This window comes from Streptomyces sp. NBC_01808, from assembly GCF_035917395.1.
GTDB lineage: Bacteria > Actinomycetota > Actinomycetes > Streptomycetales > Streptomycetaceae > Streptomyces.
Map to the genome: position 1 here is coordinate 5,879,578 of NZ_CP109072.1, position 25,463 is coordinate 5,905,040.

Annotated in this window: 16 protein-coding genes; 8 read left to right on the plus strand and 8 right to left on the minus strand. The window is 72.7% G+C overall.

What is annotated here, in order from left to right; genetic code table 11:
* The first annotated feature begins 3 nt into the window (after positions 1–3).
* The 4 genes from OG946_RS26175 to fxsT all read left to right on the plus strand — a co-directional run bounded on the left by OG946_RS26175 (position 4) and on the right by fxsT (position 8,071).
* Positions 4–3,300 (plus strand): SAV_2336 N-terminal domain-related protein, encoded by a 3,297-nt coding sequence (locus OG946_RS26175; protein ID WP_326800372.1) that lies wholly within the window; start codon positions 4–6, stop codon positions 3,298–3,300.
* A 67-nt stretch (positions 3,301–3,367) separates the two neighbouring features.
* Positions 3,368–3,604: a hypothetical protein gene (locus tag OG946_RS26180; RefSeq protein WP_326798444.1), complete on the plus strand. Its 237-nt coding sequence runs from the start codon at positions 3,368–3,370 to the stop codon at positions 3,602–3,604.
* A gap of 204 nt (positions 3,605–3,808) precedes the next feature.
* A complete protein-coding gene (locus OG946_RS26185; protein WP_326798445.1) occupies positions 3,809–5,050 on the plus strand; it encodes an FxsB family cyclophane-forming radical SAM/SPASM peptide maturase in 1,242 nt (413 codons plus the stop codon).
* A gap of 66 nt (positions 5,051–5,116) precedes the next feature.
* Positions 5,117–8,071 carry an FxSxx-COOH system tetratricopeptide repeat protein gene (gene fxsT / locus OG946_RS26190; RefSeq protein ID WP_326798446.1) on the plus strand — a complete coding sequence of 985 codons (2,955 nt, stop codon included), beginning with the start codon at positions 5,117–5,119 and terminating at the stop codon, positions 8,069–8,071.
* Positions 8,072–10,018: 1,947 nt separating this feature from the next.
* On the opposite strand, the gene OG946_RS26195 is transcribed toward fxsT, so the two are convergent.
* The 4 genes from OG946_RS26195 to OG946_RS26210 all read right to left on the minus strand — a co-directional run bounded on the left by OG946_RS26195 (position 10,019) and on the right by OG946_RS26210 (position 16,967).
* The gene (locus tag OG946_RS26195; RefSeq protein ID WP_442814486.1) at positions 10,019–13,867 is read right to left on the minus strand and encodes a multifunctional oxoglutarate decarboxylase/oxoglutarate dehydrogenase thiamine pyrophosphate-binding subunit/dihydrolipoyllysine-residue succinyltransferase subunit; all 3,849 of its coding nucleotides are present in this window, start codon (positions 13,865–13,867) and stop codon (positions 10,019–10,021) included.
* 302 nt (positions 13,868–14,169) lie between these two features.
* On the minus strand, positions 14,170–15,297 hold the full coding sequence (locus OG946_RS26200) for a HAMP domain-containing sensor histidine kinase (RefSeq protein WP_326798447.1): 1,128 nt from the start codon (positions 15,295–15,297) through the stop codon (positions 14,170–14,172).
* Positions 15,294–16,043, minus strand: coding sequence for a response regulator transcription factor (locus tag OG946_RS26205; protein WP_101421632.1), 750 nt, complete (start codon positions 16,041–16,043; stop codon positions 15,294–15,296). The genes OG946_RS26200 and OG946_RS26205 overlap by 4 nt, the downstream gene beginning before the upstream one ends.
* Positions 16,044–16,154: 111 nt before the next feature.
* Positions 16,155–16,967 (minus strand): spermidine synthase, encoded by an 813-nt coding sequence (locus OG946_RS26210; RefSeq protein WP_326798448.1) that lies wholly within the window; start codon positions 16,965–16,967, stop codon positions 16,155–16,157.
* Between the two features lie 108 nt (positions 16,968–17,075).
* Here OG946_RS26210 and lon point away from each other — a divergent pair, with 108 nt between their 5' ends.
* The 3 genes from lon (at position 17,076) to OG946_RS26225 (ending at position 21,413) form a co-directional block, all read left to right on the plus strand.
* Positions 17,076–19,505: an endopeptidase La gene (gene lon, locus OG946_RS26215; RefSeq protein ID WP_326798449.1), complete on the plus strand. Its 2,430-nt coding sequence runs from the start codon at positions 17,076–17,078 to the stop codon at positions 19,503–19,505.
* A gap of 208 nt (positions 19,506–19,713) precedes the next feature.
* Positions 19,714–20,376 (plus strand): hypothetical protein, encoded by a 663-nt coding sequence (locus tag OG946_RS26220; RefSeq protein ID WP_326798450.1) that lies wholly within the window; start codon positions 19,714–19,716, stop codon positions 20,374–20,376.
* Positions 20,376–21,413: a hypothetical protein gene (locus tag OG946_RS26225; RefSeq protein WP_326798451.1), complete on the plus strand. Its 1,038-nt coding sequence runs from the start codon at positions 20,376–20,378 to the stop codon at positions 21,411–21,413. Before OG946_RS26220 ends, OG946_RS26225 begins: the two co-directional genes overlap by 1 nt.
* A 92-nt stretch (positions 21,414–21,505) precedes the next feature.
* Here the strand turns inward: OG946_RS26225 and OG946_RS26230 are convergent, their stop codons facing one another.
* Positions 21,506–21,721, minus strand: coding sequence for a hypothetical protein (locus OG946_RS26230; protein WP_326798452.1), 216 nt, complete (start codon positions 21,719–21,721; stop codon positions 21,506–21,508).
* A 440-nt stretch (positions 21,722–22,161) separates the two neighbouring features.
* The gene (locus OG946_RS26235) at positions 22,162–23,043 is read right to left on the minus strand and encodes a lysozyme (protein ID WP_326798453.1); all 882 of its coding nucleotides are present in this window, start codon (positions 23,041–23,043) and stop codon (positions 22,162–22,164) included.
* Positions 23,044–23,429: 386 nt separating this feature from the next.
* Here OG946_RS26235 and OG946_RS26240 point away from each other — a divergent pair, with 386 nt between their 5' ends.
* On the plus strand, positions 23,430–23,924 hold the full coding sequence (locus tag OG946_RS26240) for a MarR family winged helix-turn-helix transcriptional regulator (RefSeq protein ID WP_442814487.1): 495 nt from the start codon (positions 23,430–23,432) through the stop codon (positions 23,922–23,924).
* Positions 23,925–24,050: 126 nt separating this feature from the next.
* Here OG946_RS26240 and OG946_RS26245 read toward each other — a convergent pair whose 3' ends face one another.
* Both OG946_RS26245 and OG946_RS26250 read right to left on the minus strand, forming a co-directional pair.
* Positions 24,051–24,524, minus strand: coding sequence for a MarR family winged helix-turn-helix transcriptional regulator (locus OG946_RS26245; protein WP_326798454.1), 474 nt, complete (start codon positions 24,522–24,524; stop codon positions 24,051–24,053).
* A 147-nt stretch (positions 24,525–24,671) separates the two neighbouring features.
* Positions 24,672–25,439 (minus strand): protein phosphatase 2C domain-containing protein, encoded by a 768-nt coding sequence (locus tag OG946_RS26250; RefSeq protein WP_326798455.1) that lies wholly within the window; start codon positions 25,437–25,439, stop codon positions 24,672–24,674.
* Between the last annotated feature and the right edge of the window lie 24 nt (positions 25,440–25,463).

Consider the following 25,463-nt stretch of genomic DNA (forward strand, 5'->3'; position numbering starts at 1 on the left):
GCGATGGCCGGGCGCGGGGCTGCTGCGGGCGGGCAGGGGAAGGCCGAGGAGCTGGTGGGCCGGCTCCTGGCGGCCGGGCTGCCGCCGGACGCCCGCGGCCTCGCCGACGTCCTGTGGTTCGCGGAGGAGCTGGCGCGCGGCGCGGAGGCGGCGGACGGTGCCGAGGCGCGCGCCGACGCGCCGGGGCCGGCGAACCGCATGAAATCAGCCACTTTTCCCGACGCCCCCGACGCTCCCGAAGGCCCCGGTTCCGCGCCCGCCGAGGGCACCGGCGACGGCGCGGAGGAGTCCGGCGCGGGGGCGCACGCGGCGCCCGAGCGGCGCGTGGGCCTCGCGGCCGGGCCGGGACTTCTGCCGCGTCCGCCGGTGCCCGACGCCGTGGACGCCCCCGCGTACCGGCAGGTCGGCCGCGTCGGCGTGCCGGAGCCCCCGGCGCTGCCCGCCCTGGTGCCGCTGCAGCGCGCGCTGCGCCCGCTGCGGCGCTACCAGCCGCGGGTCGCGGCCGTGGCGCCCGGCGAGCTGGACGAAGAGGAGACCGCTGAGCTGAGCGCGCGGGCCGACCTGGTCATCCCCGTGCTGCGGACGCCCCGGCGGCGCGCCACGCTCCAACTGCTCATGGACGCCTCGCCCGCGATGGAGGTATGGGGCCGGCTGCTGGAGGACCTGCGTACGGTCGCCGAGCGCTCCGGTGCGTTCCGTGACGTCACCGTGCACCGCCTGCACCCGCTGCCGGACGGCGGCGTCGGCTGCACGGGCGAGGCGGGCCGTCCTTCGATGCTCCAGGACGCCGGCCAGTTGCACGACCCCGGCGGGCGCCGGCTGACGCTCGTGCTCAGCGACTGCGCGGGCCCGATGTGGCACGACGGCCGGATGCAGCGGATGCTGCACGGCTGGCTCGGCACCGCCCCCGTCGCCGTCGTCCAGCCGCTGCCGCACCGGCGGTGGCGGGAGATGCCGTTCGCCGCGCTGCCCGGGCTGCTCGTCCGGCACCCTGGCCCGTACCCGACGCTGGAGTTCCGCCCCGGCACCCGCGGCGACGTGCCCCCGGCCGGTGCCCGCGCGCTGCCCGTGCTCGCGCCCGAGCCCGCCGCCGTCGGCACCTGGGCCCGGCTGCTGGCCGCCGGCGAGGGGCTGTCGCTGCCCGGCGCCGCCGGCTGGGTGCGCCGCGACCACACCGCCGCCCCGGCCGCGGCGGCCCGCCCCGCGGACGTACGCCCCGACCCGGCGGCCACGCTCGCCGCCTTCGACGCGACGGCCTCGCCCGCGGCCCGGCTGCTGGCCATCCACCTGGCCGCCGTGCCGCTCGTCCTGCCCGTCATCCGGCTGGTGCAGCGCGCGCTGTTTCCCGACACCGGGCCCGCGGAGACCGCCGAGATCCTGCTCAGCGAGCTGGTCGTGGCGCGCGACCCGGCGCGCGGAGCGGGGCGTGAGCCGGGGCGTGAACCCGTGGGCGACGACCCGTGGTTCGACTTCCGCCCCGGCGTGCGCGAGCTGCTGCTGCGCCGGCTCAGCCACGGCGAGGCGGCGCTCGTGCTCAAGCACTGCTCGCTCTACATCGAGCGGACCTTCGGGCAGGGCGCGCGTAACTTCCCCGCCGTCGCGGTCGCGTACCTCTCCGGCGAGGACCGCGAGCCCGACCTCGGCGGCGCCAAGGTCCCCGACCAGTTCGCGCGCGTCTCCGAGCAGGTGCTGCGCGCCTTCCAGCCCGCCTACCGCGGACCGGCCGCGGCGGGCGGTGCGGAGCTGCTGCGGCAGTACGAGGACACCCGCAGCGTCCGCGACCTGCTGGACGCCGTACGGACCCTGCGCCGCGCCGTCGTCGAGGAGCGGGACACCGCGCAGCAGGGGCTGCTGGCCCGGGCGCTGCTGCTGCACTGGCAGCGGCTGCGCGAGCCGGACGCGCTGGCGGAGGCCGAGCAGTGGGCCCGTAGCGCCCTGGCCGCGGACGGCTCGCAAGCGCCGGCCGGCGGCGGCGTGCCGGTGACGGCGGGGGCGCCGCCGCTGCGCGAACGGCTCACGTACGCCGAGGTGATGTGGGAGGTGGCCCGCGAGCGCGTGGCCGACGGCGAGCACGAGCAGGCCGTCGCGGCCCTCCGCGCCTCCGCCGCCCAACTGCGCGACAGCCGCGCCCTGGCCACCACCCACGCCGCCCGGCGCGAGCGCGGCGGCCTGCTCGCCGAGGTGCTGCGCCGGCTGCACTCCCTGACCGGCGACGGCGCGGCGCTGCACGAGGCCGAGGAGACGATAGACGAGCTGCTGGCCGGCTGGCCCGACGAAGAGCTGGTGCCCGCACGGCTGTTCCTCGCCCGCGGCCGGGTCACCCTGGGCCGCGCCCAGGCGGAGCACACGGTGGACGAAACGCGGGCGTACGGGCTGCGCGCCGCGGCCGATCTGCGTACCGGCGTCGACCTGCTGCGCATGGAGGGCGGCCCGGAGCTGCGCCGCCAGGAGTGCGAGGCGCTGCTCGACCTGGCGGAGGCCAACACCACCGCCGCCGGCGACGCGGGCGCCGCCCGCGCGCTCGCCGCGCTCGACCGCGCCGGGCGGCTGGCCGCCGCGCTCGACGACTACCGGCTGCAGGCCGAGAGCCTGCGCCGCAAGGCCCAGGTGCGGATCGCGGAGTTCACCCGCGGCGGCGCCGCCGAGCTGCTGGTCGAGGCCGACGGCTGGCTGACGGACGCGCTGGCGCTGCTGCCGCCCGGCGCGGCGCTCTACGGCGAGGTGCTGACCGAGCACGGCGAGCTGCTGCTGCGCCGCGCCCGTCAGGCCCCGGACGACGCCGGGCTGCGCGGCCGGGCGGTGCCGGTGCTGCGCGAGGTGCTGGCGGAGACGCCGCAGCGCCATCCGGACCTGCCGCGCCGGCAGTTGCTCTTCGGCCGGGCCCTGCGGCTGCGCTACGAGGCATCCGGCACCCGCACCGACCTGTACGAGGCGGAGTGGGTGCTCGACCGGGCCGCGCGGGAGGACGACGCGCCCGCGCGGGTGCGCGCGCAGGCGTGGCTGGAGCTGGGGGACGTGCAACTCCTCATCGACATAAGGACCGAGTTCCGGCAGCGGCAGGAGCGGGCGGCGGACTGCTACCGGCGCGCGGCGCTCCTGGCCGAGGAGGCAGGCGACGCGGTGGAAGCCGCCCGTGCGCACCACCGGCGCGGGCAGATGCTGGAGCCGACGGCGGGGCGCGCGGTGGCGCTCAGGGCGTACCGGGACGCCTGGGAGCAGTGGAGCCGGGCGGAGCAGACGGAGAGCGAGGGGGCGCTGGTGACCCGCGAGCAGATCCGCACCCTCGAAGCCGGCGACTGACCCGCCTCCGTTTTGCTGCACGACTGTTCGGGGAAGGACTCTCACACCCTTCCGGAGGAGATACAGCGTGGAGAACCCCCTGTCGGCGAAGCCGGACGGGATACCGCCGGCCGCAGGCTCGGCCGTCCGTCTGCCCGACTTCAGCGACGTCGACGTGTACGCGGTGGCCGCCCACGGCGAGCCGCCGGTACTCGCGGGAGCCGTGGCCCACCTGCTCCGCAACTGGCCGTCCGACAACGATGCCGGGGCCTACTTCGAGAACGGACCCCCCGACGCCGGCCAGCCCATATCCGGCGGCAACTGACCCGCCGGTCGACAACGTCAGGGCGCACGCTCCGGCCGACGCCACCTCAAGCCCGCCGACGACGCCGGGCGGTCGGATCGCGGCAGATTCCGTACAGAAACAGTCAGTTGGGCTTCTGTCTGGTTTCACCCGTGTGACGCATGCGCCATGCATTCAGGGGCGGTGGTTCGTCACCGCCCGGACTCGGGGGAGCCGGGGAGCCGCATGGACTACGGAGATACGGGCGCGGAGGAGGCGCCCTGGCCCGGTCGGCTGCTGGACATCGGCCGGCTGCGCGCCGCCGGGGTCCCGGCGGTGCCGTTCCGGCAGTTCATCCTGAAGGTGCACAGCCGGTGCAACCTCTCCTGCACCTACTGCTACGTCTACCACGGCGCCGACAGCGGCTGGCGCGACCGGCCCGCCCTGATGCCGGAGGCGACCGCCCGCCGCACCGCCCAGCGCATCGCGGAGCACGTACGCGTCCACAGGCTGAAACGTATCCGCGTCGAACTGCACGGCGGCGAACCCCTGCTCGCCGGCGCGGCCTCGCTGGTCCGGCAGACGACGATGGTGCGCGCGGCGCTGCCGGCCGGATGTGCCGTCGTCGCCGGCGTGCAGACCAACGGCACGCTGCTCACCGAGTCCGCGCTGGAGACGCTCGCCGCCGGCGGCATCCGGGTGGGGCTGAGCGCCGACGGCGGCACGTCCGAGCTGAACAGCCGCCGCGTCGACCACGCCGGGCGGCCCGCCTGGCCCGCCCTGGAGCGCGCGGCCCGGCTCCTGCGCCGGCATCCGGGGAGCTACGGCGGCATCCTGTGCACGGTCGACGTCACCGCCTCGCCGGCCGCGGTGCTGGACTCGCTGTGCTCCCTGGAGCCGCCGGTCATCGACTTCCTGCTGCCGCACGCCAACTGGTCGGCGCCGCCCGCCCCGGTGCCGGGCCGCGGCCCCACCCCGTACGGCGACTGGCTCTGCGAGGTCTTCGACCTGTGGTGGAATCTCCCCCGGCCGTCGCCCCGGGTGCGGATGTTCACCGAGATCCTCGGACTGCTGCTGGGCCGGCCGAGCGCCACCGAGGCCGTGGGACTCTCGCCGGTCACGGCGCTCGTGGTCGAGACCGACGGCGCCATCGAGCAGATCGACTCGCTCAAGTCCGTATACGAGGACGCGGCGGGCACCGGTCTCGACGTCTTCCGCAACTCCTTTGACGAGGCGCTCAACCACCCGGGCATCGCCGCCCGGCAACTGGGCCTGCGGGCGCTGTCCGCGCAGTGCCGGAGCTGCGCGGTCGTCGGGGTGTGCGGCGGGGGCAACTACGCGCACCGTTTCCGGGCCGGCGAGGGGTTCCGTAACCCCTCCGTGTACTGCGCCGATCTGGAGCAGCTCATCAGGCACGTCGCCCACCGTCTGGCGGCCGCGGTCGCGGGGCAGCGGAAGGTGACGGCGGGCCCGCCGTGCGTGAGCTGACGGGCCACCAGATGGGGTACTGTGCCACGAGGACGGCCTGCCTCGGCACGGGAGGGAGACGGTCGTATGGCCAAGCCCATCAGCATCAGTTACGCGGGCTTCAACCGGCCCTGGGCGGCCTGGATCGCCCATCAGCTGGAGTTGCTCGGACACCCCACCTCGATGCTGCGCTGGAGCCCGGAGGCCGGGCGCCCGCTGGCCGACGAGCTGGCGGGGTTATTGGCGGCGCCCGACCGCATCCTGCTGGTGCTCGACGACTGGTTCTTCGGTCTCGGCCCGCGCGGCGAAGAGGAGTGGAACGAGGCCCTGCGGACGATTGTTCCCCAGCACGGGCACCGGTTCGCCGCCGCCAGCGTGGCCACCGACATGCCGGTCGCGGCCGCGGCGCTGGCGCCCGTGGACCTCCGTGATCTCGGCACCGTGGAAGCCCGGCGGCGCGTCCTCACCCGGCTCGGCATCGACCCGGACGCGCCGGTGCGCCCGGACCGCGAGCCGGAGCGGGCCCCGCGGTTCCCCAACGACCCGCCCGTGGTCTTCAACACCCCCCGCCGCAACTACCGCTTCACCGGCCGCGACGACATCCTGGAGCAGCTCCACGGCACGTTGTCCTCCGCCGGCCAGGGCGCCAGGATCGCGCTGTCCGGCATCTCCGGCGTCGGCAAGAGCCAGATCGCCGTCGAGTACACCCACCGGTTCGGCAACGACTACGACGTGGTCTGGTTCGTCAACGCCAGCTACCGCATGACGGCCCGCGAGCAACTCGCCGACCTCTCCGTACGGCTGAACCTCCCGGTCGGCAGCAACATCGGCGACCGGCTCCGCCGGGTCCGCGAGGCGCTGCGCTCCGGCCGCCCGTACCGCCGCTGGCTGGTGGTCTTCGACAGCGCCGACGAGATGGAGCTGATCGACGACATCATCCCCGAGGGCGACGGGCACGTGCTCATCACGACCCGCACCCGGGACTGGGCCGTTACCGGCGGCGCCGAGGAGATCGAGGTCCCGCACTTCACCCGGGCGGAGAGCACCGCCTTCGCGCGCCGCCGCGCTCCCCGGCTCACCGAGACCGAGGCGGACGGACTGGCCGAGGCCGTCCAGGACCTGCCGCTGGTGCTGAGCCAGACGGCGGCGTGGCTCGACTCCAGCACGATGGCGCCGGCCGACTACATCGAGCTGCTGCGCGAGAAGGAACCCGGCAAGTTCGGCATCAGCATCGGCTCCGACTACCCCATGGGCTTCCTGACGAGCTGGTCGATAACGCTGAACGGGATGCGCGAGAAGACGCCGGCGGCGGCGGCGATGCTCAACCTCTTCGCGTGTTTCTCCCCGGACAGCATTCCGGTGTCCCGCATCGTCGAGCGCAGCGACCAGTTGCCGAGGCATCTGGCGGAGCTGGCCGGCGATCCCATCAGTTGGCACTCCGCGCTGCGCCGGCTGTCGGAATCCACCGCGGTGACGATCGACTACCTCACCGACCCTTCGCCGGAGACCGAGGTCGAAAAGGTTCAAATGCACCGTCTGTACCACCGCTTCCTGCGGAGTGACCTCCCTGAGGACGAGCGGGAGGCGATGTCGGCGACCGCCTGCCGGATCCTCGCGGCAGCCGATCCCCGCCGTCCCACGGACACGCGGGAGTGGGCGAGGTATGCCGAGCTGCTGCCGCATCTGGAGCCGGCCGGCGCGATGGAGAGCGCCGACCCCGCGGTGCAGGAACTCGTCCTGCACTGCATCAACTACCTGCTCCAGCGCGGCGAGTACCGCGCCGCCCTGAAGATGTGCGAGCTGACGCTCGCCCCGTGGACCATCCGGCTCGAACCCACGCACCGCTCGATGATCACGCTCGTGCACTCGCACGCCGAGGCGTTGCGCAACCTCGGGCGCTACCGCGAGTCCGAGGCCGTCGGCCGCCGGCTGGTGGAGGTGCTGAGCCCGGTGCGCGACGAGGAGGACCCCGACCTGCTGTCCGCCAGGAACGGGCTCGGTGGTGCGCTGCTGGGCCTGGGCGAGTACCAGACGGCGCGGGAGATCTTCGACGACGTCCGGCAGAAGTACGCCGGCCTCCTCGGCGCCGACCATCCCCGCACCATGTCGCTGCGCAGCAACCTCGCCTCCGCCCTCGCACTGCTCGGCCGGTACGAGGACGCGCTGGAGATCTACCGGGTCCTGCTGGTCGAGCGGGAGCGGCGGCTCCGCACGCGCCACCACCAGACGATGGCCTCCGGCACCCGCTACGCCTGGATGCTCCGCCTCCTCGGCCACTACGAAGAGGCCCACTCCCGGCAGCAGCGCAATGCCGCGCTGCACCGCCAGATCATGGGCGAGCACAACCCGCAGACGCTGCGCGCCGAGCACAACCTCGCGCTGTGCCTGCGCCGGCTCGGCAAGCTCGCCGAGGCCGACCGAGCCATGGAGTCCGTGGTCGAACGCTTCACCCAGGTCCAGGGCCCCCGGCACCCGGAGACCCTGATGGTCGAGGCCGACTACGCCACCTTCCTGCGCGAGCACCGCGATCTGCACCGGGCCCGCGAGCTGGCCGAGTCCGTCAACCGGCGGTACGAGGCGATGCTCGGCGAGCAGCACCCGTACACCGCCGGCACCCTCGGCAACGTCGGGCTGGCCCTGTGGCCCACCGGCGACTGGCAGGAGGCCTCCGAGATCGCCGAGCTGGCGCTCACCCGGATGACCGCCGCCGTCGGCCCCGCGCACCCGTGGACGCTGGGCTGCGCGCTCAACGCGGCCGCCGCCCGCAACCGGCTGGACGCCCCCGACCACGCCGAGGAGCTGAGCCGGCAGACGGTCGACACCGTCAAGGAAGTCCTCGGCGCCCGGCACCCCATGGCGCTGTCGGCGATGATGGCGCTCGCGGACGACCTGCGGTCGCTGCGCCGCTCGCAGGAGGCGAAGAAGGTGGAGCGGGAGGCGATGCAGAACCTCAGCGACACGCTGGGCGTCGACCACCCGCACACCCTGGCGTCGCGCCGCCGGGAGCGCCCGTACTGGGACTTCGAGCCGCAGCCCACGTAGGCGTCGTACCAGCGCAGAAGGGGTCGTACCCCCGCCCGGGGGACGATGTTGGCTAGTTCGGTCTGTGCTGTGCTCCGTTTAGTGTCAGCTCAGCGGCACCGCGTCCGCGACCTGCGGTTCGGTCAGCCCCTGATCGACACCCGCCTCACACAATAACGTCGGTCTCCACGACCACAGCCGGACTGTGGAGACCGACGTCATGTGAGGGCCCAATAATCCAACGGCGTCCCCTTTGGGCTGGGGATGGGCCCGCCGTGGATGGGCTGGATCAGGTTGTCAGGGTGCGGGAAGGGGGCGGGATTATCGGTGTGACAGCCGGCGTGTGATCACGCCCGCGGGCGGGATGGCCAGTCGCCGAGGCTGGGGGTTCTTCACAGGTGTATCTCAGCGCCGCGGGGCGCGCTGAGCGGGCGGCGGACTGTAATTCTGTGCCGGCTCCCGGGAGGACCCGGTAGGTTGTGTGGAGCCGTGGGGTGACCACGCATGGGCGGCCTGCTGGGAGCGGTCGTCGCCGAACTGGCCGTGAGCAGGCGGAGGGGGAACGTTACCGAACGCTTCGCTGAACGAGGGAAGCTTCGGCCCGGTATACCCCTGGTGGCCGTGCGCCGCGCTTTCTGGCTGCGGCTGGTAAGTGCGAGCAGCCTCTGCGGTCACCTGCCGGTAGTGAGGATGCCGAAGCCCCGTATACCCGTGGTGGCCGTGCGCCGCGCTTTCTGGCGGCGGCTGGTAAGTGCGAGCAGCCTCTGCGGTCTCCTGCCCGTGGTGAGGATGCTGAAGCCCCGTATACCCGTGGTGGCCGTGCGCCGCGCTTTCTGGCTGCGGCTGGTCAGCGTCAGCGACCGCCGCAGTCTCCCGCTGGCCGTAGCCGAACGGACCGCTAGCGCCAGCGGCCGCGGCGGCCGTCCGGGAGCCACTCGGCATTCGTAGTTGCGCGATCCGCCCCGTACGGTGCCGTTGATACTCAAGGTCCTCTTTTTCACGGTCGGTTAGCCCCTCGCGCGCCGCAGGATAGATATCTCCGGCTGCCCAAGCTTTCAATGTTCTTCCGGCGACGGGGTCGGGCAAGCTTTCTGCGAACTGTTGTATTGTTGTGTCGTGGGCGGCGGCGGTGGCGATATAATTCCGCAGAAGCTGCTGAATCATGGCGATTTTTTCTTCGTGGCTAGGCAATGTTTGTGCATCCCCTTAGCTTGTGTCTTTTGTGGGGTTTTGCCCTGTTTCGGCGTACCGGTGTTCCCATGCGCCAGGTGGGTTAGCCCGTGGGGGCGTGTGTGAGGTGGGTGGTGGATACGGCCGGGTCCGCGGACTCTGGCATTCCCTGGGCGATCCCGGCCAGCGAACTGACGCCGGGTATCTGCAGGAGCCATGACACCCTCCACCGTGTTCTGGGCCTAACGCCGGGAAACCGGCCTCTTGGTCCGGTACTACGTGCTGCCCCTCCTCCCGGTTCAACCGGGACCGCAGGCGCTGCGCGGCACCGCTGCGGCGGGGCGGCACGACCCGTCGCGAGCTTCCTCCTTCCCCCCTCTGGCCGGACGTCAGCACGGGCAGCACGCCGCGTGCGGTCCGTGCCGCACGCCGGCCCGTGGCGGGCCTCCAAGTCTCGATCCGGGTGAGGACGCCCCCGCGGCTGCGCGCCGTCTGGCTCGCGCCACAGCGGCAGACCAGCGCCGCCGACGCGAGCGGCTCCGCCACGATGTGCAGGGGCCCGGAGGCTCCGGAGCCGGGGAGAGCGGCAGGCGACCGGCCGCACGATGGCGCAAAGCCCGCGTTCCCCGGTCACGGTCAAGACAGATGACGTGACCAACGCGCCCGTCCGGCGGACGGGATCGAGGACCGGCCGGAACCTCCCGAAAACGGTACGGCGCCGGGGCAGTCCACGGCACCGACGGCGGCCCCTTCTGCACGGGGTACGGACCGGGACCCCGGCCCGTACCCGCGGGGGACTCAGAGGTCGAAGACCTCGGCCGCCAACTGGGCGTGCTCCGCCTGGTGGCGCTTGGCCGAGCCGACCGCCGGGGAGGACGACGACGGGCGCGAGACCCGGCGGAGCCGGTCGGCGTTCGGCACCGGTCCGGAGCCGATGATCAGGTCCAGGTGGTCGACCAGGTTGAGCGCGATGAACGGCCACGCGCCCTGGTTGGCCGGCTCCTCCTGGGCCCAGACGAACTTCTCGGCGCGGGAGTACTTCGCCAGCTTCTCCTGGATCTCCGCGCCCGGCAGCGGGTACAGCCGCTCCAGCCGGACGATCGCGGTGTCCTGGGCGCCGCGCTTCTGCCGCTCGGCGTCGAGGTCGTAGTAGACCTTGCCGGAGCAGAAGACGACCTTGCGGACCGCCGCCGGCTCGACCGAGTCGTCGCCGATGACCGGCCGGAAGCCGCCCGAGGTGAACTCGTCCGTCCGCGACGCCGCCGCCTTCATCCGCAGCATGGACTTCGGGGTGAAGACCACGAGCGGCTTGTGGTGCGGGTTGTGGACCTGCCAGCGCAGCAGGTGGAAGTAGTTCGACGGCAGGGTGGGCATCGCGACGGTCATGTTGTTCTGCGCGGAGAGCTGCAGGAACCGCTCGATACGGGCCGAGGAGTGGTCCGGGCCCTGGCCCTCGTAGCCGTGCGGCAGCAGCAGCACGACGCCGGAGGTCTGGCCCCACTTCTGCTCGGCGGAGGAGATGAACTCGTCGACGACGGTCTGCGCGCCGTTGACGAAGTCGCCGAACTGCGCCTCCCAGAGCACCAGGGAGTCCGGGCGGGCCAGCGAGTAGCCGTACTCGAAGCCCATCGCCGCGTACTCGCTGAGCAGCGAGTCGTAGACGTTGTAGCGGGCCTGGTCCGGGGCGAGGTAGTTCAGCGGGGTGTAGTCCTCGCCGGTCTTCTGGTCGACGAGCACCGCGTGCCGCTGGCCGAACGTGCCGCGGCGGGAGTCCTGGCCGGCGAGCCGGACCGGGGTGCCCTCCATCAGCAGCGAGCCGAACGCGAGCGTCTCGCCCATGCCCCAGTCGATCGTGTTGTCCTCGACCATCGACACCCGGCGCTGCAACTGCGGCAGCAGCCGCGGGTGCACCGAGACCTGGTCGGGCAGGCTGACCTGGGAGTCGGCGATCCGCTTGACGACCTCCTCGGAGACGGCCGTCTCCACGGCGACCGGGAAGCCGGGCAGCGCGTGCGGCGGCACCTCGGCCGGCGCGGGCGTCTCGGTGGCGTCCCGTACCTCGGTGAAGACCTTCTCCAACTGGCCCTGGAAGTCCTGCAGCGCCTGCTCGGCCTCTTCCATGGTGATGTCGCCGCGGCCGATGAGCGACTCGGTGTAGAGCTTGCGCACCGAGCGCTTCTTGTCGATCAGCTCGACCATCTGCGGGTTGGTGAACTGCGGGTTGTCGCCCTCGTTGTGCCCGCGGCGGCGGTAGCAGATGAGGTCGATGACCACGTCCTTGTTGAACGCCTGGCGGTACTCGAAGGCCAGCCGCGCGACGCGGACGACGGCCTCGGGGTCGTCGCCGTTGACGTGGAAGATCGGCGCCTCGATCATGCGGGCCACGTCCGTGGCGTACATCGAGGAACGCGCGGACTCCGGCGGGGCGGTGAAGCCGACCTGGTTGTTGATGACGACGTGCACGGTGCCGCCGCAGCGGTAGCCGCGCAACTGCGACATGTTGAGCGTCTCGGCCACCACGCCCTGGCCGGCGAACGCGGCGTCGCCGTGCAGCGCCAGCGGCAGCACGGTGAAGTCCGTGCCGCCCTTGCCGATGATGTCCTGCTTGGCGCGGACCACGCCCTCCAGCACCGGGTCGACGGCCTCCAGGTGGGAGGGGTTGGCGGTGAGCGAGACCTTGATCTGCTCGCCGTCCAGGCCGGTGAAGGTGCCCTCCGTGCCCAGGTGGTACTTCACGTCGCCGGAGCCGTGCATCGACTTCGGGTCGAGGTTGCCCTCGAACTCGCGGAAGATCTGCGCGTACGACTTGCCGACGATGTTCGCCAGCACGTTGAGCCGGCCGCGGTGCGCCATGCCGATGACGACCTCGTCGAGGCGGGACTCGGCGGCGGCGTCGATGACCGCGTCCAGCAGCGGGATGACGGACTCGCCGCCCTCCAGCGAGAAGCGCTTCTGGCCGACGTACTTCGTCTGGAGGAACGTCTCGAACGCCTCCGCGGCGTTCAGCCGGCGCAGGATGCGCAGTTGCTCCTCGCGCTCCGGGGTGTCATGCGGGCGCTCCACCCGCTCCTGGATCCACTTGCGCTCCTTCGGATCCTGGATGTGCATGTACTCGATGCCGGTGGTGCGGCAGTACGAGTCGCGCAGTACGCCGAGGATGTCGCGCAGCTTCATCATCGACTTGCCGGCGAAGCCGCCGACGGCGAACTCCCGCTCCAGGTCCCAGAGCGTCAGGCCGTGCTCGGTGACGTCGAGGTCGGGGTGCTTGCGCTGCTTGTACTCCAGCGGGTCGGTGTCGGCCATCACGTGGCCGCGGACCCGGTAGGAGTGGATGAGGTCGAAGACCCGGGCGGCCTTGGTGACGTCGTCGTCGTGGCTGGCATCGATGTCGCGGAGCCAGCGGACCGGCTCGTACGGGATGCGCAGGGACTTGAAGACCTCGTCGAAGAAGTCGTTCTCGCCGAGCAGCAACTGGTGCATGATCCGCAGGAACTCGCCGGAGGCGGCGCCCTGGATGACGCGGTGGTCGTACGTCGACGTGAGCGTCATGACCTTCGAGACGCCCAGCTTGTTGAGGGTGTCCTGGGAGGTGCCCTGGAACTCGGCGGGGTAGTCCATCGCGCCGACGCCGAGGATCATGGACTGGCCGGGCATCAGCCGCGGCACGGAGTGGACGGTGCCGATGCCGCCGGGGTTGGTGAGCGAGCACGTCACCCCGGTGAAGTCGTCCATGGTGAGCTTGTTCGCGCGGGCGCGGCGGACGATGTCCTCGTACGCCTGCCAGAACTCGAAGAAGTTGAGCGTCTCGGCCTTCCTGATGGCCGCGACGACGAGCTGCCGGTCGCCGTTGGGCTTCACCAGGTCGATGGCCAGGCCGAGGTTGACGTGCTCGGGCCTGACCAGGGTGGGCTTGCCGTCCTTCTGGGCGAAGGAGTGGTTCATCGACGGCATCAGCTTCATCGCCTGGACCATCGCGTACCCGATGAGGTGCGTGAAGGAGACCTTCCCGCCGCGGGCGCGCTTCAGGTGGTTGTTGATGACGATGCGGTTGTCGAAGAGGAGCTTCACCGGGACCGCGCGGACCGAGGTGGCCGTCGGCAGCCCCAGCGAGGCGTTCATGTTCTTGGCGACGGCGGCGGCGGGGCCCCGGAGGGTGACCAGCTCGGTGCCCTCAGGCACGGCGGCGGCGGGCTTCGCGGCCGGCTTGGCGGCGGGCTTGGCGGCCGGCGGGGCGGGCGCGGCGGCCGCGGGCCTGGCCGGCGGCTGGGCCACGGGCCGGCCGTCGACGGCCGGCGGCGCGGCGGGCGCGGGGGCCTGCTGCTGCGGCGGCGCCGCGGGGGCCTGGGCCGGAGCCGCCGCCGGAGCCGCGGCAGGGGCAGCCTGGGCCGCGGGGGCCGGGGGTGCGGCGGACGGGGGCTGCGCCGTCTGCGTCGCCGCCCCCTGGTTCCCGCCGGCGGTGCCCGGCTTGTAGTCGGCGAAGAAGTCCCACCAGGCCCGGTCCACCGAGTTGGGGTCCTGGAGGTACTGCTGGTAGATCTCGTCGACGAGCCACTCGTTGGGACCGAAGGCGGCAGCAGGGTCCCGGCCCTGGCTGGGCTCTTCGGTCCGGACGCTCGACGAGCTGCTCTTAGGGGACTGTGACGACACGGCGGCAACCGCCCTCTTCCGCTTCACAAGGTGATGGACAGCGGAAAACAAGGCTACGCCCCTGGAGCTGGAACGTGCAGGCCGCACCCGCCGGAGGTCGTGTAAGTCACAATGCGAACGTGGTTTGGGCCCCGGATTTGGCGGGAAATACAGAAAGTTTGCCTGCGTGCGGCATGGGGGCATCTAGGCGTTGGCGCCGCGTCCCGTCCTCGTACCGGGCCGTTCACCGGCTGCTCTGTGCTCTGGCGCGTCCGTTCCCGCGCCCGGCCAAGGTCAAGTGTAGGTCAAGTGCCGAACGAGCGTTAACCCGGAAGGGTGAGCTTGATCCGGCAGCCACGGGGTGATTCGGCCACCCCGATCCGGCCGCCGTGCAGATCCACCGCCCAGCGCGCGATGGCCAGCCCCAGCCCGGTGCCGCCGCCGTCCGCCCCGTGGTCGCCGAGCACCCCGTTCTCCCGGCCGCGGTTGAAGCGCTCGAAGACCCGGTGCCGCTCGGCCGCGGGGATGCCGGGGCCCTCGTCGAGCACCTCCACCTCCAGCGCGTCCGGCTCCGCGCCGGCGCGGGCGCGCACGGTGACCCGGCCGCCGGGCGGGCTGTGCTTCACGGCGTTGTCGATCAGGTTCGCCATCACCTGGTGCAGCCGCTCGGGGTCGGCCCGTACGGACAGCTCGGGCGGCGAGACGTCCAGGTGCAGCCGGACGTCGCCGCCGCGGGGGCCGGGGACGTCGCCGTCCCCCTCCGGCGCGCCGGCCGTGCCGTGCGCGCCGGTGCCGAAGTGCGCCTCCTTCAGCACGCCCGCGAGATACGGCTCCACCGCGAACCGCCGCAGCCGCAGCGGCACCACCCCGCTGTCGATCCGCGACAGGTCGAGCAACTGCTCCACCAGCCGGCCCAGCCGCTCCGTCTGGCGCAGCGCGGTGCGCATCGTGTCCGGGTCGGCCTCGGAGACGCCGTCGACCACGTTCTCCAGCACCGCGCGCAGCGCGGCGATCGGGGTGCGCAGCTCGTGCGAGACGTTGGCGACCAGCTCCTTGCGGTGCCGGTCGACGGACTGCAGGTCGGCCGCCATCCGGTTGAACGTCTGCGCCAGCTCGCCGAACTCGTCCCGGCGGCGGGTGGCCAGCCGGGCGGTGTAGTCGCCGTGCGCCATGGCCCGGGTGACCGCGGTCATCTGCACCAGCGGCGACGTCAGCCGCTGGCCCACGAACTGGGTGATCAGCAGCGAGGCGATGAGCGAGAAGACCGTGATCAGCCGGACCTCGGTGGAGGAGCGGATCGCCACCCACACCAGCCCGGTGGCGATCACCACCGAGCCGATGACCAGGGCGCCCAGCGCCGCGTTCACCGACCGCACCGGGTCCAGCGGGCGCAGCGCGTCCCACACCCGGTGCCAGAAGCCGGGCTCCGCGCCGCCGTCCGGCACCGTCATGTGACGGGGGTCTCCAGCGCGTACCCCACACCGTGCACCGTACGGATCCGTTCCGCGCCTATCTTGCGGCGCAGCGCCTTGATGTGGCTGTCGACCGTCCGCGTCCCCGAGGCGTCCTCCCACTCCCAGACCTCCACCAGGAGCTGCTCGCGGGAGAGCACCGCCCGCGGCTGGTTGGCCAGACACGCCAGCAGCTCGAACTCCGTCGGCGTCAGATGCACGTCGTCCCCGCCGACTCGCACCCGCCGCTCGGTGTGGTCGATCTCCAGCTCGCCCAGGCGCAGCGTGTCGTCCCGGGCCGCACCCGCCGCCAGCGTGGCGCGCTCCACGCGGCGCAGCAGCACGTGCACCCGCGCGGCCAGCTCACGCATGGAGAAGGGCTTGGTCATGTAGTCGTCGGCGCCGACGCCGAGGCCGACGAGCATGTCCGTCTCGTCGTCCCGCGCGGTCAGCATCAGCACCGGCACGAGCCGCTGGGCCTGCACCCGGCGGCACACCTCCAGCCCGTCGAAGCCGGGCAGCATCACGTCGAGCACGAGCAGGTCGGGCGCCCACTCCGCGGCGGTCGCCACCGCGGCCGGGCCGTCCCCCGCCGTACGTACCTGGAAGCCCTCGGCGCGCAGCCGCGCCGATATCGCCTGCCCGATGGTCGGGTCGTCCTCCACGACCAGCACCCTGCGCTGGGCGCCGGGCGTCACTGCGGCCGCGTGGTCGGCGCGGCCGTTCAGGGCTTGTCTGTCTGCCATGTGTTCGTGGCCCTCGCCGTCTCTTCCCCGTAGGCCCTCCGGTTCAGCTAGCAGCGTATGGGGAGGTGACACGCCTCGGCTACGGAACGGGGAGCCCCCGCCCGGGGTTCCCTACGCGCCGTCCGCCGCGCCGTCCGCCGCGCCGTCCGGCTCGCCGTCCGCCTCGTCGTCCGGCTCGCCGTCCGCCGCGCCGTCCGGCGGGCGGACGGCGAGGTGGACGGCATCGGGGGCACCGCGGCGTACGGGGATCTCCTCGGTGCGTACGTCCGTGAACCCGGCCGTGCGGAGGGCGGCCTCGAAGGCGGGGGAGGGGCGGGCCGACCAGACGGCGAGGACGCCGCCGGGGGCGAGGCGGTCGCGGCAGGCGGCGAGGCCGGCGGGGGCGTACAGGCCGGAGTTGCCCTCGGTGACGGTCCAGTCGGGGCCGTTGTCGATGTCCAGGCAGACCGCGTCGTAGCGGTACGGGGCGGTGGCGAGGTGGTCGAGGAGGTCCGCCTCGACGAGTCCGACGCGGCGGTCGGCGAGGGCCGCGCCGCTGAGGTACGCGAGGGGCGGGGCCCCGGACGACGGCCCGGCCGCGGACACCCGGCCGGCCGCGGGCCCGGTGTGCCACTCGATGACCGCCGGCTCGCGCTCGACCACCGTGATCCGCCCCCAGCGCGGGTCCGCCGCCGCCTCGGCGAGCGAGAAGCCCACGCCCAGCCCGCCGATCAGCACCGCGGGCGCCGCCGCCGCCGGGTCCAGCGCCTCGGCCGCGGCCCGGATCAGCAGCCGCTCGGAGCGGCCGTCGGAGGTGTCCATGAGGAAGACGCCGTTCGCGATGATCTCGTGGTGCGCCCCGCGCCGGCGCAGCACGACCTCCCCGTACGGGCCGGACCTGCGGTCGAGCGTCACCGCGCCCGCCGCGTCGTTCTCGCTGCTCATGGCCCCCATCCTGCCCGATCGCTGACAGCGAACAGACGCCCGGGAACAACCCGGGACCCCTCCGGGTTGAGCGCATGTAACTCAACTTGCATGCCGAAGGGGAGATCAATGGCTACTGAGTCCGGCTCCAGCACGCCGCTGGCCCTGCCCGTCCTGCCGCTCGATGACGAGGTCGTGCTCCCCGGCATGGTCGTGCCGCTCGACCTCTCGGACGGCGAGGTGCGGGCCGCGGTCGAGGCCGCCCAGGCCGAGGCGCGCGGCAGCGGACGCAAACCCCGGGTGCTGCTCGTCCCGCGGGTCGACGGCACCTACGTGGGCACCGGCGTCCTCGGCCGCGTCGAGCAGGTCGGCCGGCTGGCCGACGGCGACCCCGGTGCGCTGATCCGCGGCGTCGCCCGGATCCGTATCGGCGCCGGCACCACCGGCCCCGGGGCCGCGCTGTGGGTGGAGGGCACGGAGATCGAGGAGTCCGTCCCCGACCCCGTTCCCGGCGCCGTCACCGAGCTGACGAAGGAATACAAGGCCGTCGCGACCGACTGGCTGCGCAAGCGCGGCGCCTGGCAGGTCGTGGACCGCGTGCAGCAGATCGACGACGTCGGCCAGCTCGCCGACAACTCCGGATACTCGCCGTTCCTGACCATCGAGCAGCGCGTGGAGCTGCTGGAGACCGCCGACCCCGTGGCCCGGCTCAAGCTCGCCACGCAGTGGCTGAAGGAACACCTGGCGGAGCAGGACGTCGCCGAGTCCATCGCCAAGGACGTCCAGGAAGGCGTCGACAAGCAGCAGCGCGAGTTCCTGCTGCGGCGCCAGCTGGAGGCCGTGCGCAAGGAACTGCGCGAGCTGAACGGCGAGCCCGAGGGCGAGGAGTCCGACGACTACCGCGCCCGGGTCGAGGCCGCCGACCTGCCCGAGAAGGTCCGCGAAGCGGCCCTGAAGGAGGTCGACAAGCTGGAGCGCAGCTCCGACGCCTCGCCCGAGGGCGGCTGGATCAGGACCTGGCTCGACACCGTCCTGGAGATGCCGTGGAGCGAGCGCACGGAGGACGCGTACGACATCACCGGCGCCAAGGAGATCCTGGACGCCGACCACGCGGGCCTGGAGGACGTCAAGGAGCGCATCACCGAGTACCTGGCGGTGCGCAAGCGCCGCGCCGACCGGGGCCTGGGCCTCGTCGGCGGCCGGCGCGGCGGCGCCGTGCTCGCGCTCGTCGGCCCGCCCGGCGTCGGCAAGACGTCCCTGGGCGAGTCCGTGGCGCGGGCCATGGGGCGCAAGTTCGTCCGGGTCGCGCTCGGCGGCGTCCGGGACGAGGCGGAGATCCGCGGCCACCGGCGTACGTACGTCGGCGCGCTGCCCGGCCGCGTCGTCCGCGCCATCAAGGAGGCCGGCTCGATGAACCCGGTCGTCCTGCTGGACGAGATCGACAAGGTCGGCTCCGACTTCCGCGGCGACCCCGCCGCGGCCCTGCTCGAAGTCCTGGACCCGGCGCAGAACCACACCTTCCGCGACCACTACCTGGAAGTCGAGCTGGACCTGTCCGACGTGGTCTTCCTGGCCACCGCGAACGTCCTCGAAGCCATCCCCGAGGCGCTGCTGGACCGGATGGAACTGGTCCGCCTCGACGGCTACACCGAGGACGAGAAGGTCACCATCGCCCGCGACCACCTGCTGCCACGGCAGTTGAAGCGCGCGGGACTGGAGGCCGGCGAGGTCGCCATCGACGACGACGCGCTGCGGAAGCTGGCAGGCGAGTACACCCGCGAAGCGGGCGTACGGAACCTGGAGCGCGCCCTCGCCCGGCTGCTCCGCAAGATCGCGGCGCAGCACGAACTGGGCGACGCGAAGCTGCCGTACGCGGTCGGCGTCGACGCACTCCGCCCGCTGATCGGCCGTCCCCACCACACCCCGGAGTCCGCCACCGACCCCGCGGAACGCCGCACGGCGGTCCCGGGCGTCGCGACGGGCCTGGCGGTGACGGGCGCGGGCGGCGACGTCCTCTACATCGAGGCGTCGCTGGCCGACCCCGAGTCGGGCGCCTCCGGACTGACCCTCACGGGCCAGCTCGGCGACGTGATGAAGGAGTCGGCGCACATCGCGCTCTCCTTCCTGCGCTCGCGCGGCGCGGAGCTGGAGCTGCCGGTGGCCGACCTGAAGGACCGGGGCATCCACCTGCACGTGCCGGCGGGCGCGGTCCCGAAGGACGGCCCGAGCGCGGGCATCACGATGACGACGGCGCTGGCGTCGCTGCTGAGCGGCCGGCAGGTGCGCACGGACGTGGCGATGACCGGTGAGGTGTCGCTGACGGGCCGGGTGCTGCCGATCGGCGGCGTGAAGCAGAAGCTGCTGGCGGCGCACCGGGCGGGGGTCACCACGGTGATCATCCCGAAGCGGAACGAGCCGGACCTGGACGACGTCCCGGCGGAGGTGCTGGAGAAGCTGGAGGTCCACCCGGTCTCCGACGTCCGCCACGTCCTGGACCTGGCCCTGACCCCGGCGGGCGCCACGGCGCAGGCGGAACCGGAGGTGCCGGTGGCGGCGTGACTTGGACCCTGACGGCCTGACCCCCGACTCGCCCGTCCTCTGTCCCTGCCCCCTACCCCCCGCCCCTAGGCACGGCCCTTCCCGACCACCCACCCGGGAGGGGCCGTTCGGCGTGCTGCGGCGAGGCCCGCGGGGCAGCCTGACGGAACCGTCCGCGCCTTGGTAGCGTCCTGTCACTCGAAGTGCCCTCACCGTTACTGGAGTCGACGTGGTCCGCCAATTCCGCTCAGCCACCCTCGCGGCGGTCGCCGCCGCGGCCCTGCTGGTCTCCGCGTGCGGCGGCGACGACTCCGGGTCGTCGGACGACAAGATCGAGGGTGCGGAGAAGAGCAGCCCGGCGGCGTCGCCGTCCGCGCCGGACGGGGACGCGGACGCGCCGGAGATCAAGCTGCCGCAGAGTGTGGAACTGGTCTTCGAGGACTGGGAGTCGGAGAACCCGGAGGAGCAGGCGGTGCTGGACTCCGGCGCGCAGCGCCAGCGGGCTACGTACGAGGCGATTACCCAGGACCCGCCCAACCCGAACTCCGAGTACATTCCGCTCTACAACATGAAGGGCACCGGCGCGTGGACGTCGCTGCAGGACTGGATCGGCGAGTTCAAGGACGCCAACGCCACCGTGGAGGGCACCTTCCGCTTCTTCGACCCGGAGGTGAAAGTCGCCGACAACGGCTTCACCGCCACTCTCCGCTTCTGCTCCGACGAGCGCGACGTGGACCAGAAGAACCGTGAAACCGGCAAGGTCCTGACCCAGTCGGACCCGTACGAGTACGTCGAGTACCGCACGACGCTGCAGAAGAACGACGAGGGCGTGTGGCAGACCGCCGACGTCACCAATCACCGGGACGAGTGCAACGCGAGCGGACTGTCCTGATGAAGACCGTCAGGCTGGCGACCTTTGGGCTGGCCACCGCCTTACAGCTCCTGTTCTGCATGCAGAGCGCCTTCGCCCAGGACGGCATCGGCCTGGAAGGCGACTCGAACCCGGACGACGGCACCATCAGCGCCACCGCCACCCAGGTCGTCGTCCACCAGACGGGGGGCAGCGGGCAGGGTGGGCAGCCCATCAGTGCGGTGGACACGAACTGGACGCCGCCCGCCTGCTGGCACGAGCCCGTCGCCTCTCCGCGGGAGCTGGAGCAGGCGGTGAACGCCATCGAGAACGGCAACCTCGTCCCCGTCAACAGCCGCCTCCAGTGGGGCATCGACCTCATGCACGAGTACTACCGCGACGGCGCCGACGGAAATCCCGAGAACTACAACCTCGACAAGCAGGGCGAGGGCATGTGGTGGCGCGCCGTGCGCAACCCCAACCGGGAGGACGAACTCGAAGCCGGCGACTGCGACCAGCAACTGATGTTCTGGGCCGACGACGGCGCCGAACCCGACGTGCCCACGGCCATCACCCCCGAGATGCTCGCCGAGTATGCCTACGACTCCGTGAAGGTGCCCGACACCGAGATCGAGATGCAGCCAGCGGACGACCGGCTGAAGGTCAACCTGCCCACCTGGATCTGGCAGGAGCCCGCCGCCTTCGACGAGGTCCGGGTGCGGGCGGAGTTGCCCGGCACCGGGCTGTGGGCCGAGACCACCGCCACGCCCACGAGCCTGCGGCTCGATCCGGGGACGGAGGACGCCGAGGTCCACCCCGAGGGCGGGGAGTGCGCGATCGACGAGGACGGGAGCGTCGGCGAACGCTACCGGCGGGGCGAGCCCGAGGCGGTGCCGGCGTGCGGGATCACGTACCGGCGCTCCAGCGAGGCCGCGGGCGGCTCGTACGGGCTGAAGGCGTCGATCACGTGGGAGGTCGACTGGACCGGCTCGGGCGGTACGGGCGGCGACCTGCCCGACGGCGTCTTCGAGACGACGTACGACGTGACGGTGGAGGAGATCCAGACCGTGGTGCGCTGACCGGAACGCATTTTCCGGCCGCGGTCACTCCTCGAAGACGAAGGCGCGGCCCAGCGCCTGGTCCGAGATGCAGATCCGCATCTCGCTCATGGTCAGCCTGTCCGCGAGTTCGGTGACGGACGGCTCCCTGCCCTCGACGATGGGCGACCCAGCATCATCAGCCGCCCCAGCAGCTCGGACGCCTCCTCGCCGCCGACCGCGCCAGACTCCGGCTCGGGCGGCCGGGAGGCGTCGCGCGGCAGGGTACGGCGCAGCGCGATGCGCACCTCCACCGACTCCTCCGAGCTGATCGTCAACTTGTCGGCCACGGCGCCTCCTTGTCCTGATGACGACTCGTTCGGCCGCGGTGCCTCCCCCTCGTGGTCGGTCGCGGACGGGCTTTTCGGCAACACGGCGGGGGGAGCGGAAGGCGCACGTGGGAGACAGGCCGACCGGCTGGTCCGTGGTGGGCCTGCCGGGAGACCCGGCACCGGCCGAGCCGGAGACCCTGCGGAAGTTCAGGAAGTTCTGCTCCCAGCGCGAAGACGACGCCTGGCGGGCCTCGAACCGCACGTACCGGCCCGATCGTGCGGGTGGAAGAGGCCGGGCCCGGGCGCGGCGTGGGCCCGTCCGGACGTCACCCCCCGCATGGTCGTCGACCTGCGGGAGGCTCTCGTGGCCGCCGGGTGTCTGCCCGCCGGGGACGGGTGACCGCCGGTCCCTCCGGAGGAGCAGCTCCGGAGGAACCGGCGGGGGTTGAAGGGGCGGGTCAGCCGTTGGCCAGGGCCTGGAGGCGGTCGTAGGCGCCGTTGAACTTGTTGTGGTCGCCCACCGTCGGGCCCGTCGAGGTGTACTGCCAGAAGGTGTAGAAGCCCCAGCCCGCCGGCAGCGTGCCCGGCGAGGAGGCGTAGCGGGCGATCCACAGCGGGTGGTTGCCCGCGTAGCCGCCGTAGTTGCCGGTGCACTGGGTCCACCAGTTGGTGTTCGTGTAGATCACCGCGTACCGGCCCGTGCGCTCGCGGTAGCGGGTGAGGAAGGAGCTGATCCAGCTCCGCATCGAGGCCTGGCTGAGGCCGTAGCACGTGGCGCCGTAGGGGTTGTACTCGATGTCCAGCACGCCCGGCAGCGTCTTGCCGTCGCGGGACCAGCCGCCGCCGTTGCTCGCGAAGTAGTCGGCCTGGGCGGCGCCGCTCGCGCCGTTCGGGAGAGCGAAGTGGTACGCCCCGCGGATCATCCCGACGTTGTACGAGCCGTTGTACTGCTGAGCGAAGTACGGGTTCTTGTAGCTCGTGCCCTCCGTGGCCTTGACGTACGCGAAGCGGTTGCCCGCGTTCCAGAGCGTGGACCAGTTGACGTTGCCCTGGTGGCTGGAGACGTCGACGCCCTCGACGGTCGCCAGCGGGCCCGCCTCCTGGCCGGCCGCGCCGGCCGACCCGGCGGGGGCGCCGGTGCCCTCGTGGAGGCGGATGCCGGCGCCCATGTACGCCTCGCCGCGCTCCAGGTCGCGGGGGTTGGGGTTGAGCCGGTCGCCGGCCGCGGCGGCCGGGCTCGTCAGGCCGACGACGAGGGAGAGCGAGGTGGCCGCCACGGCGGTGGCGGCGGCGAGGGAGCGGCGCCCGATGCGCCGGCGGGTGCGGACTGCGGATGACATGCGTTCCTCCGGGTGTGGGGGTTCCTCGGTGGTGCCGGATTTGGCGGTGGTACCGGTGGTGCCGTGGTTCCGGTAAGCCGTGATTCCGGTGGTGCCGGTAGGCGGAGGGGCGGAGGTGCCGGGCGTGTGGTGCTGCCGGCTCGGGGGCGTGGCGGGAGCGGCGGGGCGGCAGTGGCCCGTCCTCGTACGCCTGCGGGGCCTTGACCCGGCCCTTGGTGTGGCCATGTCACTACGTGCTGCGCCGAAGGTAAGCGCAGTGCGCGCGGGAGCGAAAGAGGGCCCGGCAGGTGCCTTTGGTCTACGCCTGCGAAATACTGGGAGAGCTGCGGCTTCTGTCGCTTCTGAAGAAAATTTTCAGCCCGTGGAAAGCCGGAAGGGCCCCTGACGTGCACAAGGCCGAAACCCCCGGAGGCGAGCAGGCGGACGAGGAAAATGGTGTGGACCACGTCTTCCTCGATCTGGAGCGGGAACTCGCGGTCTTCTACCGCCGGGCCCGCGGCATCGCGGCGGACATGGCCCGCCAGGTCGACCCCGGGCTCGAACCCGGCGCGTACGCCCTGCTGGCCCAACTGGAGGGCGCCGGGCGGCGCGCCACCGAACTCGCCGGCTACTTCAACATCGGCAAGGCGACCGTCAGCCGGCAACTCCACGCCCTCGAAGAACTCGGCCTCGTCGACCGCGAACCCGACCCCGACGACGGGCGGGCGGCGCTCGTACGGCTGACGGAGGAGGGGCGGCGGCGGGTGCTGAGCGTACGGCGGGCGCGGCACGCGGAGTACGTCCAGCAACTCGCCGGCTGGGACCCGGCCGAGGTCGCGGAACTCGCCCGGCTGCTGGGGCGGTTCAACGAGCTGAACGCGGGCGGGGGCGGGCGGCGGTAGGGGCCCGCCGCCGCGGCCGCGGCGTCTCGGGGTGCTGTCTTCTTGCGCCGTCGCGGGCGGCGTGGTGGGTCGTCCCGGGCCGCTTCGTACGTCGCCCCGGGTGCCTTGGCGCTCCTGCCCCTCCCGTCAGCAGTGTGCCGCCAGGTTCGCCGTCATCCTCCGCAGCAGCGCCTTCGCCTCCTCCTGCTCGTCCGGCGTCAGCCCCATCGCCTCGTCCAGCGACGGCACCACGACGTTCGCCTTCCGGCGCAGCTCCGTGCCCTCCGGCGTGAGCGACACCTCCACCAGCCGCTCGTCGTCGGCGCGGCGCTGCCGCGTCACCAGGCCGTTCGCCTCCAGCCGCTTCAGCAGCGGGGTCAGCGTCCCGTAGTCCAGGTGCAGGGCGGCGCCGAGGCTCTTCACCAGCGACGGGCCGTTCTCGTAGAGCGCGACCAGCACCAGGTACTGCGGGTAGGTCAAGCCGAGCTTGTCGAGCAGCGGGCGGTACGCGTTCATGACCGCGCGCTGCGCGGAGTACAGGGCGAAGCACATGAACTCGTCCAGCTTGCGGAACTCGTCCTCGGTCCCCGGCGCCTCGGCCGCGGTGTCGGTGGTCGCCATACGGGCCCCTCTCTCTGCGCGTACCGTCATCGTACCCGTCGAGGTGCTCCAAAGTTAATTATGGGCGATTGACTTGTGCACAATGTACATGCCTACTGTCTGGCATCGGCCGTCATCTGTCAGCCGTTACCTGTCAGCCGTCAGTCGTCACAGCTCCACCAGCACCGCCGACGCGTCGTCGTGCACCTTCCCCCTGCGGTACCGGCTGCGATCCGCGTCCGCCGCCTCCGCCGCCCGCACCTCCGCCACTACCCCCTGCGGCCCCGCCTTCCGCACCCGCTGGAGCAGCGCCGTCCAGTCGCCGAAGCCGAACACCTCGGTCCAGCGCGTCACCCCGTCCGTCAGCGCCGCCAGCGCCGTCACCTCCGTACGCGGCACGCTGCCCACCACCGCCCGCGCGGCGACCTCCGGGTCGGCGGCGGCGGTGAAGAAACCGCCCTCGACGTTACGCATCTCCTCCGCGGGACGACCGCGCGGCAACTGCGACAGCCGCAGGTCGAGCACCGGTCGCACCGCCCCGTCCGGCCCTTCCAGCAGCAGCGCCGCGTCGCACAGCACCAGGTGCTCCACCGTCCCGCTGTCCCACCGCGCCGCCGCCACCGTGGCCTGCGGCGTCCGCCGGTGGGTCAGGTCGCAGGCCGGGCCGTGGGCCGCGGCGGTGCGGCGGATGGCCGCCGCCAGGCAGTCCGCGAGCGGCGTCTCCCGGGTCCCCGCCAGCTCCAGGAACGCGCCGCCGAGCCGCGCCGCGAACCACGGCACCCCGTGGACGCAGCCGGTGTCCCCGTCCCGCGGCGGCGTCACGCCGTCCAGCACCACCACCGCCCCGCCGGCGCCGGAGGCGGGCAGGGCCACGGCGGCGTAGTCCTCGTTCGGGGCGGGGGGTGCGGCGGGGTCGCTGGCCAGTTCGATGCGCATGATCCCAGTCTGCCTGTACGGGCC

Bases quoted from the DNA above. Each gene is read 5' to 3' on its own strand.
- lon (WP_326798449.1), top strand. From the start codon at position 17,076: ATGGCTACTGAGTCCGGCTCCAGCACGCCGCTGGCCCTGCCCGTCCTG.
- fxsT (WP_326798446.1), top strand. From the start codon at position 5,117: ATGGCCAAGCCCATCAGCATCAGTTACGCGGGCTTCAACCGGCCCTGG.
- OG946_RS26250 (WP_326798455.1), bottom strand. From the start codon at position 25,439: ATGCGCATCGAACTGGCCAGCGACCCCGCCGCACCCCCCGCCCCGAAC.
- OG946_RS26205 (WP_101421632.1), bottom strand. From the start codon at position 16,043: ATGGCAGACAGACAAGCCCTGAACGGCCGCGCCGACCACGCGGCCGCA.
- OG946_RS26225 (WP_326798451.1), top strand. From the start codon at position 20,376: ATGAAGACCGTCAGGCTGGCGACCTTTGGGCTGGCCACCGCCTTACAG.
- OG946_RS26175 (WP_326800372.1), top strand. From the start codon at position 4: ATGGCCGGGCGCGGGGCTGCTGCGGGCGGGCAGGGGAAGGCCGAGGAG.
- OG946_RS26245 (WP_326798454.1), bottom strand. From the start codon at position 24,524: ATGGCGACCACCGACACCGCGGCCGAGGCGCCGGGGACCGAGGACGAG.
- OG946_RS26200 (WP_326798447.1), bottom strand. From the start codon at position 15,297: ATGACGGTGCCGGACGGCGGCGCGGAGCCCGGCTTCTGGCACCGGGTG.
- OG946_RS26210 (WP_326798448.1), bottom strand. From the start codon at position 16,967: ATGAGCAGCGAGAACGACGCGGCGGGCGCGGTGACGCTCGACCGCAGG.
- OG946_RS26185 (WP_326798445.1), top strand. From the start codon at position 3,809: ATGGACTACGGAGATACGGGCGCGGAGGAGGCGCCCTGGCCCGGTCGG.
- OG946_RS26235 (WP_326798453.1), bottom strand. From the start codon at position 23,043: ATGTCATCCGCAGTCCGCACCCGCCGGCGCATCGGGCGCCGCTCCCTC.